Origin of the sequence: Niallia sp. FSL R7-0271, assembly GCF_038005785.1 — a bacterium.
GTDB lineage: Bacteria > Bacillota > Bacilli > Bacillales > Cytobacillaceae > Niallia.
On record NZ_JBBOTZ010000002.1, the window covers coordinates 998,727 to 1,015,782 of the forward strand.

18 protein-coding genes and 4 pseudogenes are annotated in these 17,056 nt (G+C 36.3%); 1 reads left to right on the top strand and 21 read right to left on the bottom strand.

Annotation, left to right across the window (positions count from 1 at the left end; genetic code table 11):
• Positions 1 to 105: 105 nt before the first annotated feature.
• The 4 genes from MKX82_RS25030 to MKX82_RS25045 all read right to left on the bottom strand — a co-directional run bounded on the left by MKX82_RS25030 (position 106) and on the right by MKX82_RS25045 (position 3,210).
• Positions 106 to 462, bottom strand: coding sequence for an Imm3 family immunity protein (locus MKX82_RS25030; RefSeq protein WP_341080910.1), 357 nt, complete (start codon positions 460 to 462; stop codon positions 106 to 108).
• A gap of 27 nt (positions 463 to 489) precedes the next feature.
• A complete protein-coding gene (locus MKX82_RS25035) occupies positions 490 to 921 on the bottom strand; it encodes a deaminase domain-containing protein (protein WP_341080912.1) in 432 nt (143 codons plus the stop codon).
• Between the two features lie 119 nt (positions 922 to 1,040).
• Positions 1,041 to 2,279 carry an IS110 family transposase gene (locus MKX82_RS25040; protein WP_341080914.1) on the bottom strand — a complete coding sequence of 413 codons (1,239 nt, stop codon included), beginning with the start codon at positions 2,277 to 2,279 and terminating at the stop codon, positions 1,041 to 1,043.
• A 148-nt stretch (positions 2,280 to 2,427) separates the two neighbouring features.
• Positions 2,428 to 3,210, bottom strand: a complete 783-nt coding sequence (locus MKX82_RS25045; protein WP_341080915.1) for a recombinase family protein — start codon at positions 3,208 to 3,210, stop codon at positions 2,428 to 2,430.
• 205 nt (positions 3,211 to 3,415) lie between these two features.
• On the opposite strand from MKX82_RS25045, the gene MKX82_RS25050 reads away from it, so the two are divergent.
• Positions 3,416 to 3,631 (top strand): helix-turn-helix domain-containing protein, encoded by a 216-nt coding sequence (locus MKX82_RS25050; RefSeq protein WP_341080917.1) that lies wholly within the window; start codon positions 3,416 to 3,418, stop codon positions 3,629 to 3,631.
• On the opposite strand, the gene MKX82_RS25055 is transcribed toward MKX82_RS25050, so the two are convergent.
• The 17 genes and pseudogenes from MKX82_RS25055 to MKX82_RS25135 form a co-directional block, all read right to left on the bottom strand.
• Entirely contained in the window at positions 3,628 to 4,449 is an 822-nt protein-coding gene (locus MKX82_RS25055) for a replication initiation protein (protein ID WP_341080920.1), read from the bottom strand. The two genes, MKX82_RS25050 and MKX82_RS25055, sit on opposite strands and share 4 nt — an antisense overlap.
• 788 nt (positions 4,450 to 5,237) lie before the next feature.
• Positions 5,238 to 5,849 (bottom strand): pentapeptide repeat-containing protein, encoded by a 612-nt coding sequence (locus MKX82_RS25060; protein WP_341080923.1) that lies wholly within the window; start codon positions 5,847 to 5,849, stop codon positions 5,238 to 5,240.
• A gap of 11 nt (positions 5,850 to 5,860) precedes the next feature.
• Complete coding sequence (locus tag MKX82_RS25065) at positions 5,861 to 6,241, bottom strand: hypothetical protein (protein WP_341080924.1); 381 nt, start codon at positions 6,239 to 6,241, stop codon at positions 5,861 to 5,863.
• Positions 6,242 to 6,343: 102 nt separating this feature from the next.
• Positions 6,344 to 7,123 (bottom strand): annotated as a pseudogene (locus tag MKX82_RS25070) (transposase); the annotation flags it as partial.
• A 257-nt stretch (positions 7,124 to 7,380) separates the two neighbouring features.
• On the bottom strand, positions 7,381 to 8,157 hold the full coding sequence (locus MKX82_RS25075; RefSeq protein WP_341080926.1) for a recombinase family protein: 777 nt from the start codon (positions 8,155 to 8,157) through the stop codon (positions 7,381 to 7,383).
• A gap of 27 nt (positions 8,158 to 8,184) precedes the next feature.
• Positions 8,185 to 8,574 carry a hypothetical protein gene (locus tag MKX82_RS25080; protein WP_341080927.1) on the bottom strand — a complete coding sequence of 130 codons (390 nt, stop codon included), beginning with the start codon at positions 8,572 to 8,574 and terminating at the stop codon, positions 8,185 to 8,187.
• Between the two features lie 17 nt (positions 8,575 to 8,591).
• A complete protein-coding gene (locus tag MKX82_RS25085) occupies positions 8,592 to 8,789 on the bottom strand; it encodes a hypothetical protein (protein ID WP_341080929.1) in 198 nt (65 codons plus the stop codon).
• 201 nt (positions 8,790 to 8,990) lie between these two features.
• Entirely contained in the window at positions 8,991 to 10,226 is a 1,236-nt protein-coding gene (locus MKX82_RS25090) for an IS110 family transposase (RefSeq protein WP_341080931.1), read from the bottom strand.
• 154 nt (positions 10,227 to 10,380) lie between these two features.
• Entirely contained in the window at positions 10,381 to 11,157 is a 777-nt protein-coding gene (locus tag MKX82_RS25095; protein ID WP_341080934.1) for a recombinase family protein, read from the bottom strand.
• A 475-nt stretch (positions 11,158 to 11,632) separates the two neighbouring features.
• Positions 11,633 to 11,884 carry a hypothetical protein gene (locus MKX82_RS25100; protein WP_000268085.1) on the bottom strand — a complete coding sequence of 84 codons (252 nt, stop codon included), beginning with the start codon at positions 11,882 to 11,884 and terminating at the stop codon, positions 11,633 to 11,635.
• A gap of 6 nt (positions 11,885 to 11,890) precedes the next feature.
• Positions 11,891 to 12,232 (bottom strand): hypothetical protein, encoded by a 342-nt coding sequence (locus MKX82_RS25105; RefSeq protein WP_341080936.1) that lies wholly within the window; start codon positions 12,230 to 12,232, stop codon positions 11,891 to 11,893.
• Positions 12,233 to 12,362: 130 nt separating this feature from the next.
• A pseudogene (locus tag MKX82_RS25110) lies at positions 12,363 to 12,519 on the bottom strand (IS110 family transposase); the annotation flags it as partial.
• Between the two features lie 107 nt (positions 12,520 to 12,626).
• Positions 12,627 to 12,983, bottom strand: a complete 357-nt coding sequence (locus tag MKX82_RS25115) for an Imm3 family immunity protein (protein ID WP_172293856.1) — start codon at positions 12,981 to 12,983, stop codon at positions 12,627 to 12,629.
• Positions 12,984 to 13,009: 26 nt separating this feature from the next.
• A pseudogene (locus MKX82_RS25120) lies at positions 13,010 to 13,516 on the bottom strand (deaminase domain-containing protein); the annotation flags it as partial.
• Positions 13,517 to 14,425: 909 nt separating this feature from the next.
• A pseudogene (locus MKX82_RS25125) lies at positions 14,426 to 15,349 on the bottom strand (ribonuclease YeeF family protein); the annotation flags it as partial.
• Positions 15,350 to 15,613: 264 nt separating this feature from the next.
• Positions 15,614 to 15,889, bottom strand: a complete 276-nt coding sequence (locus MKX82_RS25130; RefSeq protein ID WP_317012001.1) for a hypothetical protein — start codon at positions 15,887 to 15,889, stop codon at positions 15,614 to 15,616.
• A gap of 411 nt (positions 15,890 to 16,300) precedes the next feature.
• Positions 16,301 to 16,477, bottom strand: coding sequence for a hypothetical protein (locus MKX82_RS25135; RefSeq protein WP_341080942.1), 177 nt, complete (start codon positions 16,475 to 16,477; stop codon positions 16,301 to 16,303).
• Between the last annotated feature and the right edge of the window lie 579 nt (positions 16,478 to 17,056).

Genomic DNA, 17,056 nt, shown 5'->3' on the forward strand with positions numbered 1-17,056 from the left:
ATAATGTGCCTACTCATTTCTATCCTAAAACGCAAAAAGCTCTTGTAGTCTTTAATTGACAATCAAGTGCTTTATGTTCATATGTTTTTTCTAAAACACTAACCTTTATTCTGCTGAAGGATTATAATCAACCTCTACATTTTTTAGTCCTTCTATTACTTTATTTATTCTTCTCGATAAGTCTTTTATTTCTTCTAATGTTAATTCATCTTCTGCTTCTTGTGGATTAAACATGCTTAATCTTCTTGTTATACCTTCAATGCGCCGAACAAAAACTTTCTCATGGCAGATTGCAATTTCTCCAATAGCAGTATCAACAATAACATCTTCTATCTTACCTAAGTTATCAAATTCATCCGCTAGTTTTGCTATAGCATACCTATATCCCCTGTTTTCCTCCAACAACTCTTCATATGTCTCCTGAATCGCATCAAATAATTCATTATACTCCCAGTCTTTCATCAGTCTTCCCCTCCAAAAAAATTAAGTTTAAGGAATAATTCTATTACCATTGTTGTGTATGACTTCTAATTCAATATTTTTATATTTAGCAGCAAACTCTGCTATGACTTTACTGCAACTGTCGCAAGTATCCAATTCTGTAAATAACTTAATTTTCCCAGTAGCTTGTTTATTCTCTCCAAGCCTAGAAGCAATATCATTTAGTATTTTATACTCCGTATCTGTATTCCTTAAATAACTCTCTCCCTCTTTACCAACTGCATCTGTAGCTTTAAACATAGGATTTTCAGGTCGTAAAGAAATATCTGGCACCTTATGCTCAAGATTTCCTTTGAGTTCATTTATACTACTTTGAGCATAAAATTCAGATTTACTTATCCCGCTGACATCCACTTCTGCAACAGCAAAATTACCAGATTTCTTATACCTACTTGTTAAATTCCCTCTTAGTTCTTTCACTCTATCAATTATATGTGCTTCTGTTTCTGAATCTATTTGTCTCGTTGGATACACTTTACCCGTACCCTATGTTGTAATCTTAAAATCCACTAATAAAAAACAATCTATCTTCAACCTTATTAAACTACTACTTTTTCCTCTTTTATTATCGGTAATTCATAGGCTGTTTTGTGCTTCATCATTCCGTATATAATGTTTACAAGCCGTCTCATGATACAAACCAATGCTTGTCCTTTTGTTTTACCTTCTTTTAGTTTCCGTTGATAGTATGCATGGAATACTGGATTCCTTGGCAGCTTACTTCCTTTTGCCACTTGTACTTGCTGTACGGCGAGGTTATAAAATAACGCATGCAACGCACGATTTCCCTGTTTGCTTTTATGTTCCTTACCTTTCCCACCAGAACCAAAGTAAACTGGCGCAATGGCCGCAAATCGTGCTAATTTGTTGGCATTTGGAAAACGGCGTACGTCACCTATTTCTGCGATTAAAGCCGAAGCCGTAACGAGATCTATGCCTGGCATCGTGTCTAATTGAAAGTCTAGTAAACTCATTAACCCTTTTAATTCTCGTTCCACATAGCGCATTTCCTGCTTCTTAAATGAAATGTCTCGGACCATGCTTTTTACTAGAAAGTCTCGTGTTTCTTGGTGTTCTCTTATTGTGTTTCCATCCTCTTTCACCAACTTTAAAATTTCACTCGCTTTTTTCACCGAACATGTATTGCTACTGGCTTCTAATAAAAATATGGTCAATTGCTTTACACTTACCGCTTCTAAACACGGTGGAGACGGGTATCGTTCCCAAAATGCCAATGCTGTTTTTCCATCTACTTCTGAAAAAAACTTTTTATAGCTTGGATAGTGGTGACTTAATTGAATATGCAGTTGGTTCTTTAAAGCACCTTGTGCCTTTACTAATGCATTTCTTCTAATGACCAGCTGTTGTATCGACCAATATAAATCATGTGGTTTAGCGTCTGGTAACTGCTCTAGTTTGTTCACCAAAATTCTGGCTACACATTCTGCATCCCAGCTATCACTTTTTTGTGTGGTCATGTGACTTTTGCGTTCGGCATATGAAAGAGCTGGGTTCACTTCTTTTACAATTTGTTCATGGTCTGCTAAATATTTAGCTAACGCTCTCCCATAACCCCCAACATCTTCTAAACCAAAAATGGGTGTCAAACCATCCTCCATATGTTTATAAATATCCAATAAAAAAGTTGAAAAAGCAGAAGGTTTATTTTCAAACTTTATTTCGTCTAGTTTTTCTTGCCAACAATTAATAATAACCGCCACATGGTGTTGCTTATGTAAATCTACTCCCACATAAAAATGCTTCTGTCTTTCGTGCATTAACTTATCCTCCTATTCAATGGAATGAAAATGCCGGCAACCTTAGTTCGAGCGTTCACCAACTGGTGCGCATTGGTACGAAAGCCTATCCATTTTCACCGTTATATGAAGATATATAAGTAAATGAGCACCTTTTTTAAGTAGCCCTTCAAATTATTGCAGGGTGTTGCCCATTTGCTTGTATTTGTCCATATGTATAAATCCCCCGATAAAAGCTCTCACGGTCTAAAATGCGCTTCACTTGTACTTTTGTAAATCGTTTTCCTTTCTCTGTTTGATAGCCTTCCATGTTAAGCTGTTCTGCCAATTTAGATAGTGACCAATGTTTAAAAAAATGTCTTAATTCAAATAGCCTCCGTACAACGATCGCTTTCTCTGTATCCACTTCTAATACTTTTCGTCCTTTCTGTACTGTATAACCAAACATGACACCACCACCTGCATAGCCACCTTGTTCAGCTTTTTTCTTTCTGCCCCTACTTAGTTTCAATGCAATCTCTAATCGTTGATATTGGTCTAATAGCTCCAACATCCCATTCACTAAAAAATCATTTGGTTCATGTGTGTATATGCTGTAATTTGGCTGCTCTATCGCTTTCACATCTGCGTTATATTTTTTCAACTCTCGTTGTATCAATACTTTTGCCATATCAGAGCGCCACAAACGAGAGGTATTCAGTACAATTACTTGGCTAACTTGATGGTATTCTATATCTGCTAATAACTCTTGCAATCCTTCTCGCTCAATTGTTAATCCATCTTCATCAACTGTCGCTCCGCTGAGTCCTCTATCTTCATATATGTGGAGCAATTGTAGCTTACTTTCGTCACAATACCTCTCAATTTCTTCTACTTGATACGCTAAGCTATAATCTTCACGTACTTGCCCTTCTGTTGAAACTCGTACATAACCAACTGCTTTTTCTTTCATAATGTCCCTCCCGTTACAGCAATTAAAGTCCCTGTAACGCTTACCCGTTTTTTGCGGATAACTTGTGTGTAACGTCTATCCGTTACAACATACTGTACGACCTTACCCAAATTTTGCACAACCCTTTATTTTACAGTCGTTTTTTCTCTAGTAGGGTCGTACACTATACATAACCGTTACAATCTAACAAAGAGGTGTTTTTATTATGTCTTCTACTATTCGTTTACGTCTCAATGAAATTTTAATTGAAAAACAAATGAGCCGTCGGCAACTTGCCAGACAAGCCGCTTTACGTCCGAATACGGTAAATGACCTATGTACTCGCCCTGTACAATGTGTGCATACACGTATTCTCTCTATCTTATGCGATACATTAGAAGTTTCTATTCAAGACCTCCTTGTATTAGAGCCAATTGACTAAGCAACCCCAAGTACCATCGAACATGGCTCATCTATCAGTTGTTTCCATACTGCTCCTGCTAACTCGTCGAAATCCACTCGATACTGTTTCGCAAGGGGCTCTTTTATTGCTCTACGTATATACTGCGTGTACATGTCTTTTCCATCTCGTAAATTAATGACTCGTTCTACTTCTTTCTTCTCCAACGCTTGCCAATCCATTATCACCGCCGCAAAGTATTGTTTATTCTGTTTTGGCGAATGTCTCTCTATATCTTGAAGCTCTATTTTTTCATCTGGTTTATAGACGACTTCAATCCTACTCAAATCGTTTTCCAAATAAATACCTTTATTTCTAAATAGCTCTAGTCTCTTATCATAAATTCGACAATATCCATTCTGTTTTCTTTGATAACCTTCACCAAAATAACGTGTAGTTTCACAATGACTCATTTTCCTCCGCACATCTATTGGTATAACGACCACATTTTCTAGTTTCGTTGGTATATCGTACGCTACATCACAGCTCACAAATTCTACTTGGCTTGCCCGCTTCCCTATCATCTCTAGTATTTCTCTGAAATGTGAGTAATGCTCTGGCCTTGTTTCAATCCTTAGGGTATGTAAGTGACCTTCTGTTTCTCTAAAGTTTTTAAAATATAGATGAATGTATACATCGTCACTTTTCCGCATGTGCAGTTCATAGCTATATGTTCCACTATAAATCTTCATTTTCACTTTATATTTCTGCACTCCCACCATATAAACACGTAAAAATGCTGAATGTGGTACATCCTTATAATCTATAACAAATTTATCTATTGAAACTTCTATTTCCATCGCATTTTCTTCCCCTTGTATAAAATTTTAATACTTAGTACACTAATTAAATAATCGTAATCCGTATTTAAACATGCAAAAAAAGCACTTGTCGCCTGTTATAGACAATCAAGTGCTTTAAGTTTTAGATTTTCTAAGTTTATTAATATTTGCAAGTTTTATAAGTTATTTTAGTATTGACAGTTTGACATCTTTTTTACTACATGGCAAGTGTAACGTTTAAACCCTTTAGCTTGTTTAATCTCGTGTGTTTGTTGCTTACGACATCCATAAAGTGGTCCTTGTAAGTAAAATGTCATCTCGCCTATTCTCGCTCTTATTGCTTAATTGTTAAAATAGCACTCCTTGATGGTCTAGCCTTCATGAGTTATTAATTCAAATTCAACGATATCTTTAACTGTACACAATTAAAAAACTATTTATATCCTTGTTTATCGCCACGAGCTTTGTTATTATCGTTTATTTAGTCACTATTTCATACAACACTATCTCCTGCATGTAAAATGTCATCTCACCTAATTCTCACACTTTTCTTCCTAGACCACTGTTTACAGAACACTCCTTGATGGTCCAGCCTTCATGAGCTCTCAATTCTCAAACAATTATTGTTCATTAGGTCCATTCCTATCGCTTGTGATTTTTTGCCATGTTTTATTTTCTCCTTTGATTTCTTTATATGAAAAAAAAGTTTATTCCTAACTCATAGCCAAGTTGGAATAAACCTTTTGAAAGTTTATGAAGCGTAGTTGTGAATAGAATTTGCTTATCGCTTAGTGTATTCTTAAATTCTACTCAATGTTCAAACTTTTATTTTGTAACCATTTCCTAGCTTCTTCACCCATTAAAATTATTGGTTTTTCTGCAGTTCCTATATTGATACTTTTTATAAAAGCCTCTTCTATTCCACGAATGCCAGTTAATATAGCTCCGTTTAGCAATACATTTTCAAACGTTGCTAACCGTATATCGGCATTTAATAAAACTGCATTACGAAAATCCGCCTCATCAAAAAGACCAGCTACTAAATTAGCGTCTGATAAATCTGCTTTAGCAAACACGGTTTCAATACATTCACTATCAGCAAGTCTAGCAGCTTTAATATTGGCATTTGTGAAGTCTACATACGAGACATTAGATTTTCCAAAATCTGCTCCTTCTAAATTTGCAGATATAAAAGTTGATGAACATAGTAAAGATGACGAGATATCCTTGTTATTTAAATCCATGCCATCAAAGATACAATCTGTTATATACGCTTGGTCTAGTGGATACGGGGACAAATCCACATTTCGCAAATCAATCTCATCTATACCTAGTTTTTCTCCTTGTTCACCAATAGTTTCAATCCAAAGACGGTGCGACTCTAATTGAACGATAATTTCTCTGATATCAGTATTCATACTAACCTCCCTTATGGATACCAAATAATCCTATTTGATACTCTAGCTTTCTCTATTGCCTCTTTTAATTGTTCAACATGTTCAGGAATCATGTCCCTTACATCCACAATTACATTATAATTTTTTTCAAGTTCTTTATTAATACCTTTCATCCCGTTACTTACTGTAAATGCCCCTTTCTTAGGTGATGTATGACCATTCGGATAAGAGACGAAGCTTTTAACGTCCCATTTAGTATTATTTGTTGTATCAATAAATTCTGCCCCACCATTGCCTTGTGGATCACGTATAATCTTCCCTAACTTACCTTGTTGCTCCAAATCGAGCCCTATCTCTCTTTCTTTCAAACCCTGATCCCTAATTTTACCACCATGCGATGGATCTCCTGCCAAATCATCTAATTCTTTCTGTTTTCTTCCTCCAGTATATTTACCCGTACCCTATGTTGTAATCTTAAAAGCTAAAAGTAAAAAATCAGCCTTTTATAACCTTTATTAAACTACTTCTTTCTCTTTTATTATCGGCAATTCATAGGCAGTTCTGTGCTTCATCATGCCATAGATAATGTTTACAAGCCTTCTCATAATGCAGACCAATGCTTGTCCTTTTGTTTTGCCTTCTTTCAGTTTTCGTTGGTAGTAAGCATAGAACACTGCGTTCCTTGGCAGTTTAATTCCTTTTGCTACTTGCACTTGCTGTACAGCTAGGTTGTAAAATAACGCATGCAGCGCCCGATTTCCCTGTTTGCTTTTTTGTTCCTTGCCTTTCCCACCAGAACCAAAATAAACAGGCGCTATCCCTGCAAATCGTGCGAATTTATTGGCATTAGGAAAACGTCTTACATCCCCAATCTCAGCAATTAAAGCGGAATCTGTCACAAGGTCAATTCCTGGCATAGAGTCTAGTTGAAAGTCTAATAAACTCATTAACTCTTTTAATTCTCTTTCCACCTTGCCTATTTCCTGCTTTCCAAACAAAATGTGGCACACAATGCTTTCTACCAAAAAGTTTCGAGTTTCCTGATGTTCTTTTGTTGTGTTCCCATCTTCTATTACTAGCTTCAATATTTCATTTGCTTTTTTCACCGAACAAGTATTATGGCTCACTTCTAATAAAAAGGTGGTCAATTGTTTTATACTCACACCTTCTAAACAAGACGGTGAAAGATAGCGTTCCCAAAAAGCCAATGCTGTTTTTCCATCCACTTCTGAGAAAAACTTCTTATAGCTTGGATAATGGTGGTTCAATTGAATATGTAGTTGGTTCTTTAAAGCACCAACTTCTCCTGCCAACAATAAATAATCACTGCCACATGTTGTTGTTTATGCAAGTCTACTCCAACATACAAGTGTTTCTGTTTTTCATGCATGGTTCATCCTCTTATTCAGTATTCAGTTATCAATTATTGAATGAAAATGCCAGGAACCTTAGTTCGAGCATTCACCTATCGTGCGCATTGGTACGAAAGCCTATCCATTTTCAACTTTACATAGGATATATAAGAAAATGAGTCCCTTTTTTAAGTAACCTTTTAAATTATTGCTTCATGTTTTCCATTTGCTTGTATTTGTCCGTATGGATAGATCCCTTGATAAAAACTTTCTCGGTCTAATATTCGCTTCACTTGTACTTTCGTAAATGCTTTCCCTTGGGTTGTTTGATAGCCTTCTTCATTCAATGCTTCTGCCAAACTAGAAAGTGACCATTTCTTATATTTTTGTTTAAGTTGAAATAATCTTTTTACTACTTCTGCATGCCCGTTATGTATTTTTTGTTCTTTTTCACCCTTTTGTTTGGTATAGCCAAATGTCGCTCTTCCTCCTTCATATCTGCCTTCCTTTGCTTTCTTGTTTCTGCCTTTCGTTAGTTTTAGGGCTATTTCAAGTCGTTGGTATTGGTCTAATAACTCCATTAAGCCATTCACTAAAAAGTCGTTTGGATCTTTCTTATGAATACTGTAAAATGGCTGTTCAATGCTTTTAATATCACAGCCATATTTCTTTAGCTCTCGTTGTATCAATACCTTTACAATGTCTGACCGCCATAATCGGCTTGTGTTCAGCACCACCATATAATCAATTTGGACAGACGAAAGGTGAGCCAACATTTCCTGTAAGCCCACCCTGTCTATTTCTAATGCTTCTTCATTCAGTTTTGCGCCACTTATTCCTTCATCTCTAAAAATATGTATCAAGTTTAAGCCTTGTTCCTTACAATATGCTTTAATTTCATCTTCTTGGTATTTCAAGCTATATCCATCTCTTGCCTGCCCTTGTGTTGAAACTCGCATATACCCGATAACGTTCAATTTCTCACCCTCCCGTTACATAAATTTTTAATCAATAGTTGTTCTTATAAATTCTATACTTATTCTGTCAACTTTTATTTCAATATATTTATCCATCAATTCAGGATAATCAGAGAAATACTTGTCTTCGTCAGTAAAAATTAATCCTGCTTCAATTGTATCCTCATGTAACAAACCCCTTATATAATACTCATAACCCAAACCAATACGTTCTATTTCTTTCTTCTCTCCCTGGATTTCACGAATTATTAATTCATTTAAGATAGTAAACCCTATTGATACAGGATAACTTTTTCCTACTTCAATTTTATAAGGACAAATAAAAGCAAATCCTGTAAATTCAATACCCTCGATCTCAATTGTCACTTCTTCCTCAATTTGTGGGTCTAGCCTTTTAACAAGAGCCGTATATACCATATATAAATCCTCACTTCCTACTCTGCTGGATTAATCACTGGAATATTTTCACCATTAATGGTCTTCCAAATCTTTTTGCCACTCTGAGTATGGTAGGTCGTAATATCTCCATTATTATTAGTACCTACAAATTCAAACTTGGCTTTACCATTTTTGTTATTCCCCATAAACTTGACATGTCCTGTCCTTATTTCATCTTTATATTCATACTTCACCTTTATGCCATTATTAATAACCTCTTTTGCACCTTCAAGATACTCGTCGGCATTTTTATATAATCCGTCAAATTCCTTCCCATGCTTATCAAAATGTCCTTCTAGTTTAGCACGATCTCAAAATCTGAAGGGTTTTTACTGGTACCCTATGTTGTAATCTTAAAAGCTAAAAATAAAAAAATTAGCCATTTTACCACCCTATTAAACTACTTCTTTCTCGTGCACTATCGGCAATTTATAGGCTGTTTTATGCTTCATCATGCCAAAAACAATGTTCACAAGCCTTCTCATGATACAAACCAATGCTTGCCCCTTTGTTTTGCCTTCCTTAAGCTTTCGTAGGTAGTAAGCATGAAACACAGGATTCCTCGGCAGTTTACTTCCTTTTGCTACTTGCACTTGTTGTACTGCTAGGTTGTAAAATAAAGCATGTAACGCCCGATTTCCCTGTTTGCTTTTTTGTTCCTTACCTTTCCCACCAGACCCAAAGTAAACTGGCGCAATACCCGCAAATCGTGCTAATTTGTTGGCATTTGGAAAGCGTCTTACGTCACCTATCTCTGCAATTAATGCCGAAGCTGTCACAAGGTCAATTCCTGGCATGGAGTTTAGTTGAAAGTCTAGTAAACTCATTAACTGTTTTAATTCGCCTTCCACATAGTTCATTTCCTTCTTTTTAAACGTAATGTCTCGAACGATGCTTCTTACTAGAAAGTCGCGTGTTTCTTGATGTTCTTTTGCAGTGCGTCCATCTTCTTTTACTAGCTTTAATATGTCATTAGCCTTTTTCACGGAACATGTATTGTTACTGGCTTCTAATAAAAAAGTGGTCAATTCTTGTAAGGTTATACTCTCTAAACAAGATGGTGACGGATATCGTTTCCAAAATGCCAATGCCGTTTTTCCATCTACTTCTGAGAAAAACTTCTTATAGCTTGGATAATGGTGGCTCAATTGAATGTGCAGTTGGTTTTTTAAAGCACCTTGAGCTTTCACCAATGCATTTCTTCTAGTGACCAATTGTTGTATCGACCAAAATAAATCATGTGGTTTAGCGTCAGGCAATTGGCTAAGTTGTCTTACCAATATTCTAGCCACACATTCCGCATCCCAGCTATCACTTTTTTGTACGGTCACATGGCTTTTTCGTTCAGCGTACGAAAGTGCTGGGTTAACCTCTTTTACAACTTGTCCATGGTCCGTTAGATATTGTGCCAGTGCTCGACCGTAACCGCCCACATCTTCTAATCCAAATACAGGTGTCAACCCTTCTTCTGTCAGTTTATCAATATCTAGTAAAAATGTTGAGAAAGCGGACGGTTTATTTTCAAACTTTATTTCATCTAGTTTTTCCTGCCAACAATTAATAATCACTGCCACATGGTGCTGTTTATGCAAGTCTACACCCACATAAATATGTTTCTGCTTTTCATGCATCGTTCATCCTCCTATTCAGTTGTTTATTGAATGAAAATGCCGGCAACCTTAGTTCGAGCGTTCACCTATCGGTGCGCATTGGTACGAAAGCCTATCCATTTTCAACCTTACAGAAGAACTTATAAGAAAATGAGTCCCTTTTTTAAGTAATCTTTTAAATTATTGCTTCATGTTTGCCATTTGCTTGTATTTGTCCATATGTACAAATCCCTTGATAAAAACTTTCTCGGTCTAATATTCGCTTCACTTGTACTTTCGTAAATGCTTTCCCATGCGTTGTTTGATACCCTTCTTCATTCAATGCTTCTGCCAACCTAGACAGTGACCATTTCCTATGTAGCTGTTTAAGCTCAAACAACCGTATTACTACTTCTGCATGACCTTTATGTATCTTGAGTTCTTTTTCACCCTTTTGTTTCGTATAACCAAATGTTGCTCTTCCTCCTGCATATCCGCCTTCCATTGCTTTCTTGTTTCTCCCTTTTGTTAGTTTTAGCGCTATTTCAAGACGTTGATATTGGTCTAATAACTCCATTAAGCCATTGACCAAAAAGTCATTGGGGTCTTTCTTATGAATGCTGTAAAATGGTTGTTCAATGCTTTTAATATCACAGCCATATTTCTTCAACTCTCGTTGTATCAGCACCTTCACAATATCTGACCGCCATAATCGACTTGTGTTTAGCACCACCACAAACTGTATTTGGACAGACGAAAGGTGAGCCAACATCTCCTGTAAGCCCACCCTATCTATTTCGAATGCTTCTTCATTTAGTTTTGCGCCACTAATTCCTTCATCTCTAAAAATATGTATCAAGTTTAAGCCTTGTTCCTTACAATATGCTTTAATTTCCTCTTCTTGATATTTCAAGCTATATCCATCTCTTGCCTGCCCTTGAGTTGAGACTCGTATATACCCAACAACGTTCAACTTTTCACCCTCCCGTTACATAAATTGTAATTTTCGTAACGCTTTTTAACGAATAGCGAGTATTATACGACCTTCTCTTGTAAAAATACAACCCAAAACTTTAAGCCAAGGTAGCACAAGCAAACACTTTCACGTTATCCATTGTTTATCGCCACGAGCTTTGTCAATCTCGTTAGTTTTTTACCCACTCCATATAATAAACTACCCCTGCCTTGTAAAATGTCATCTCGCCTATTTATCGTACTTGTCACTTTATCCGAGTATTAAAACCAAACTCCATGATGGTACTACCATCATGAGCTCTCGATTCTCAAGCAAAACATTTTCTTATTGTCTCACTCAATTATCAACTGTTTTAATATAAATTAAAGTAAAAAACCTTGAGAGGCATTTAGCCAATCAAGGTCCTTATATTGTGCTATATCTCTTAAATACCTATATCTAATAAAAAATTTATAAAATCATAAGCAGGCAATTAAGATTCAATAGTTGTTCGATCAACAAAATTTTGATTTTCTTTAATAATCATTCTTGAAAGTCGTCTTCCTGCTCTCTTAAAGAAGAATTCATCAGCGAACTCTTGTGAATCAATTTGCGATAGTTGGTTGATAACTCCATTTATTTTATCATATTCAATTCGTCCCATTAAATCTTCATTCGGTCCATATTGATAAACCACCCTCTCTTCATCCTCAAATTCCTTCAACATTAAAACAAAAACTGCCATGAATCTTCACTCCTCATAGTTTTTCTCCCAATTCCATGGTCTTCCAGATTCTATAGTTTTGTCATGAGCTGTTCTATAATTAGTCTGGAATATACCCTCAAATTTTGACTCAAAAATTTCGTGATGTAATAATTGTATATCAGAATCTACTTGTTTCCCATCCATCAATCTTTGCCATGCTTGAGCTAGTTCGTAGTCCGGATCAAATCTCCCAACTCCATAATCCTTTATATGAGAGTTATTAAAAACATGATCTTTAATCCTTTGTATTCTAGCAACAGAAAAGCCTGTATTTTTAGCAATTGCATTCACATCTTCTGTTCCTAGATTTCTAAATTTTTCATACATTTCTTCTGCAATAGCTTCTTCCTTAAAGAACTGCTCTGGGGATATATTTCTTCCACCAGTTTCAGCATATTGTATAGAATTACCCGTACCCTATGTTGTAATCTTAAATGCTAGGCAACCATTTATACCCCTATGAAACGCTTTCTTGATTGTTTATTACGGGCAGTTCATAAGCAGTTTTATGTTTCATTATGCCTTTTCATAATACATACCAATGCTTGCCCCATTGTTTTGCCTTCTTTGAGTTTACGTTGGTAGTAAGCATGGAAAACGGGGTTCCGTGGCAGTTATTTTTGTTATCCAAGACAATGACTCCTTACAAAAAAGCACTTGTTGCCTAAAAAGACAATCAAGTGCTCCTTATAGTTATCTAATGTTGAGAATCTAATATAACTTACTCGGCAGATGGGTTATAATCTATCTCAACTTTACTAAGACCCACTAATACTTTTTCTATCCTATTAGTTAAATCTGCTATTTCCTCTTTTGTCAGTTCATTTGAAGCATCTATATCTTTAAACTTGCTTAATCTCCTTGTTATACCTTCAATAAGCCCAATAAAAACTTTATCATGTCCAATTGCAATCTCACCAATAGCAGTATCAACAATAACATCTTCTATCTTACCTAAGTTATCAAACTCATCTGATAGTTTTGCTATAGCATACTTATATCCCCTATCTTCATCTAACAACTCTTCATATGTCTCCTGAATTGCTTCAAATAATTCATTATACTCCCAATCTTTCATAATTACTTTCCTCCAAAGAATTTAGTTTAAGGAATAATTCTATTACCATTGTTGTGTACGACTTCTAATTCAATATTTTTATATTTAGCTGCAAACTCTGCTATAACTTTATTACAACTGTCGCAAGTATCCAATTCTGTAAATAACTTAATTCTACCACTAGCTTGTGTATTATCCCCAAGCCTAGAAGCTATATCATTTAGTATTTTATACTCAGTATCTGTATTCCTTAAATAATTAAATCCATTTTTACCAACTGCTTCTGTAGCCTTAAACATTGGATTTTCAGGTTGTAAAGAAATATCAGGCACCTTATGCTCAAGACTTCCCTTAAGTTCATTTATGCTACTTTGAGCATAAAATTCCGATTTGCTTATCCCACTGACATCCACTTCGGCAACAGCAAAATTACCAGATTTCTTATATTTACTCGATAAATTTCCTCTTAGTTCCTTCACTCTATCAATTATATGCGCTTCTGTTACTGAATCTATTTGTCTAGTTGGATATACTTTACCCGTACCCTTAGTAACTTCAGTATTAGCCTTATTTCCCTTTACCTTCTCTTTTATTTTCCTCAAATCACCCTTAGAAACCTTAATCGACCTACTAGAAATCCTTCCACCTCTAAAACCATAAACACTCCCAATTAAACTGCTAAAGATAATCGAATTAGATTCTAGCTTCGATAACTCTTCTCCAGTCCAGAGATTGTATCCGTCTTTTGCTGCTTGGATTTGTTCGAGGTAAATATCTGAGTCAGGCTCGTTGTCTAACTTGATTTCTCCCTTTTTTATAGCCTCATTATATGCTAGGCTTGCTTTGGCTGCATCTTGATCTGTGCGACCGTTTTTACTAAGGACCCATGTATTGCCTACGAGCTTTTTCTCATATTGGCTGAAGTCATACTTCATTTCTGTTTTACCAGCGTTTTTTATAGGTGTGCTTTCTTTGCTGGTACTTTTAACAAAATGATTGGAAACTTTCTTTAAGTTATTGTCTACATCGTCTGTTTTAAACATAGCCAAACTTGGACCAAGTGGAGAAAGTTGGCTGTTAGATTGATAAATATTTGTCAGGAAACCTTTATATGTTAATTGGCTTTTGCTTAATCCAGTTTGCACTAGCTGGTATGTTTTATGGACTGGTAGTTCACTAATTCGAACGGCTTCTTTTATCACGCCAGGGGCATATGGGACAAATGGTATTGCTCCAATCATGCTTTGGGTAATACTTGCTTGGCGCTGTTCATCTGTGAGTTTGTTGCCGAACATGTCTTTTCCTGTTATATATTCCGATAGTCCATTTGCTGAAATAAGGCCAAATATGCCCATTTCTGTTTGTTCTAGTTTAGTAAAGGTGCGGACATTTTTATAAGCGTCAAGCGCATGATCGGCTGTATGAATCGCTTTTGTTGCTGAATAAATGCCTTTGCCGCCTTTAAGGGCTCTTCCTGCCCAGCCTACAATTGGAATGAAGCCTGCGGCTGCCATTGCGCCAGCGGCTACTCGTTGTCCTGCCGTCAACTTTGCACCTGTAACGGGATCAACTCCGTCTTTAGCTCGTATGTAGTCATAATAACCGGTTAACTCGCCGGCGAAGGTTTTCGTGCCCTCCCATAGGTCTTCATACCATGGGCGGTTTGCTATTTCCCTTGCTTCTTTCTCTTCCTTTTTATAGGAGAGGTAGCTGTTAGTTTGTGTCTTTGCTTCTACCATGGACTGATAGGCATCACTCGATTGATAGGCTTCTGCATCAAAATGGATGGGTGAAATACTGCTGCCTTGTCTTGTTGCTTCCATTAAAGATTGGAAAAGAGCTTGAACATAGTGCTCTTCTCCTTCTGAAGAAAGGTATTCATCTTTTAACTCTTGATCGACTTCCCCAACTGCATCGATCGTTTTGGTCCGTTTTTCGTTTGCATCCATCATCAGATCGTCAAACCGGGAACGGGAAAAAGGCGTTAAAGACACTAGATCATCAATGTCCCTAAAAATTTGCTCTAACGCTTTTCGTTGCTCACTAATCATTTCGTCTGCTTGACGTTCTTTATATGCAAGCTCCTCTTCTAAAAAAGATGTTTCCACACGAGAATGGCCGCCTAAGTCTTTATCTTCTAGCCTTGCGCTAACGCCTTCAAAGAAGGCAATCTGTCTGTCAATCAGCCGTTGCCATGCTTCTACCACTTCCAGCTGGCCCTGATAAAATCCTTTAATTGCTTCGGCACCTTTTCCTTCAAAGTCATCTAAATGAACAATTTCCTGGAAGGCTTTGTGCAGCTGTGCAAACTGTGTGCGCAGCTCTTTATAGTGCTTAGCCCTTCCTTTCATTGTATCACGTAAACTAGATGCATCTAAAACTTTCATTTTTTCGCCTCTCTTTTACACGGATAATAGGCCCTTTAGTTAATAAACGGCCAGGATATTCCATATCCTTTTATTGTAAAAAAGATGCAGGCGAGTTTAAATAGGAAATTGGTTGGAAATTATCAACTAACCTAAGCTAAAGAATCTATGGTTCTACCTCAGCTAGACAACCTTTGTGTATGCTTAAAATAATTATTAGCAGTCTTAATTTGCAAAAGTACTAATATAATGAAAAGCCATTCCGTTTGGCTAAGGTCTATGTTTTTAAGCTCGATTAGTAATGCCATCTTGCTTATAATGTTCATCATTACCTGTTTGTACAGTAAAGACAAAACTGCTAGGTGTGTTTTCTGGAACTGACACCCTATAATTTTCATTAAACGTATAGTTTACTAGAGGATAGACGGAATATGCCATTGAAGCTTCATAATCATTAGAGGCTATGAATTTAGTAGAGGCATCGTCAAGTGATTCTGCCTTTATAACCGAATGGAAAAAGTCTGAAAACGTGTCATGTTTAATCACTAAGAAGTTCTTCATCAAGTTTTTCTCCCTAATAATCTAGTTTTATCTATTATTCTCCCTATATAATCATCGTCAAAAACATTTCAATTTACAGTTATTCTATATGTAACAACGATTTACCTGCCAAAATTTAAGGAACAAGCACCGTTTTTATAATTTTACGGTGCTCAACCAATTATAATTAAGCGTCTAAGATATACCGGACCAAATCGAGTACCTTTTGCGTGTTACCATCCGTTTCGCACGTCACGATGGAATCTGGCTTCCTACTTGTTTTATAATGTCATAAATAACAGCTGCTTTTGTCTATGCGCTAGAATGGACAATATGATAGTTTGGGTTCTGGAATAAAGATTGAATAAAAAGCAGGAACGATTCTTTAAAGATATTCTTATACTGACTGCTAAACTGGGCATATTCTGCTTGTCATATTCGTTCCTGCTCTTGAGCAAATCTTGCTCTTTCCTCTAATTCTCGTTTTTGCTGAGCAGCCTGTTCTTGTGTTTTTTGGTCACGGCCAATTTTGCTTGTTGTTCTTGTTATGCGAGCCAGCTCTCTTTGAAGCTCCTGCTTCGCAATTTCTGCCTGACGTTCTTGCTCCAAACGACGAGCTTCACCTTCTTGTCGTGTTTTTTCTCGAGGAATCTCTATTAGTACATTCTGAAAGTTAGATGTCTCGGTAACAGCTGGCGTGATGTTTATTTCTGCTATGGCCGTCTTTAATTGTCTGTGTTTAGGTCACTGGTATTAATTGGACTTTGGGCGCTAATTTCAACACATGTTGTGTTGTTCATTTCGTAAAACCCCCTATTTATTTTGGGTTCTCTTATCAGGCAAAATAAAAAAACGCTGATAAATCAACGTTTTTCATACCAATCTTGTTTTTCAGCTACGGGATAGCTAATGGCAGATCGACTTGTTAGATCAATTTCTACATGCCTCCTCATTTTTGAACAAACATACCGGATATTACCCCTTAATTACTATCGAGGTAATAAAAGCTACAAGAAAAGTTAAAATTAACACTAAATTAAAGTCCAAATTAAAAAAAGTAGTGATAACTAGAAAGAATATTACTATTATTGCTAAACAGATTAGACTTAGCAAAAGACCTTTTTTTATGGGATTTATAAACAGATAGTTAGAGAAATAAACCATACCAAACATAAGAATAAGCAGTAA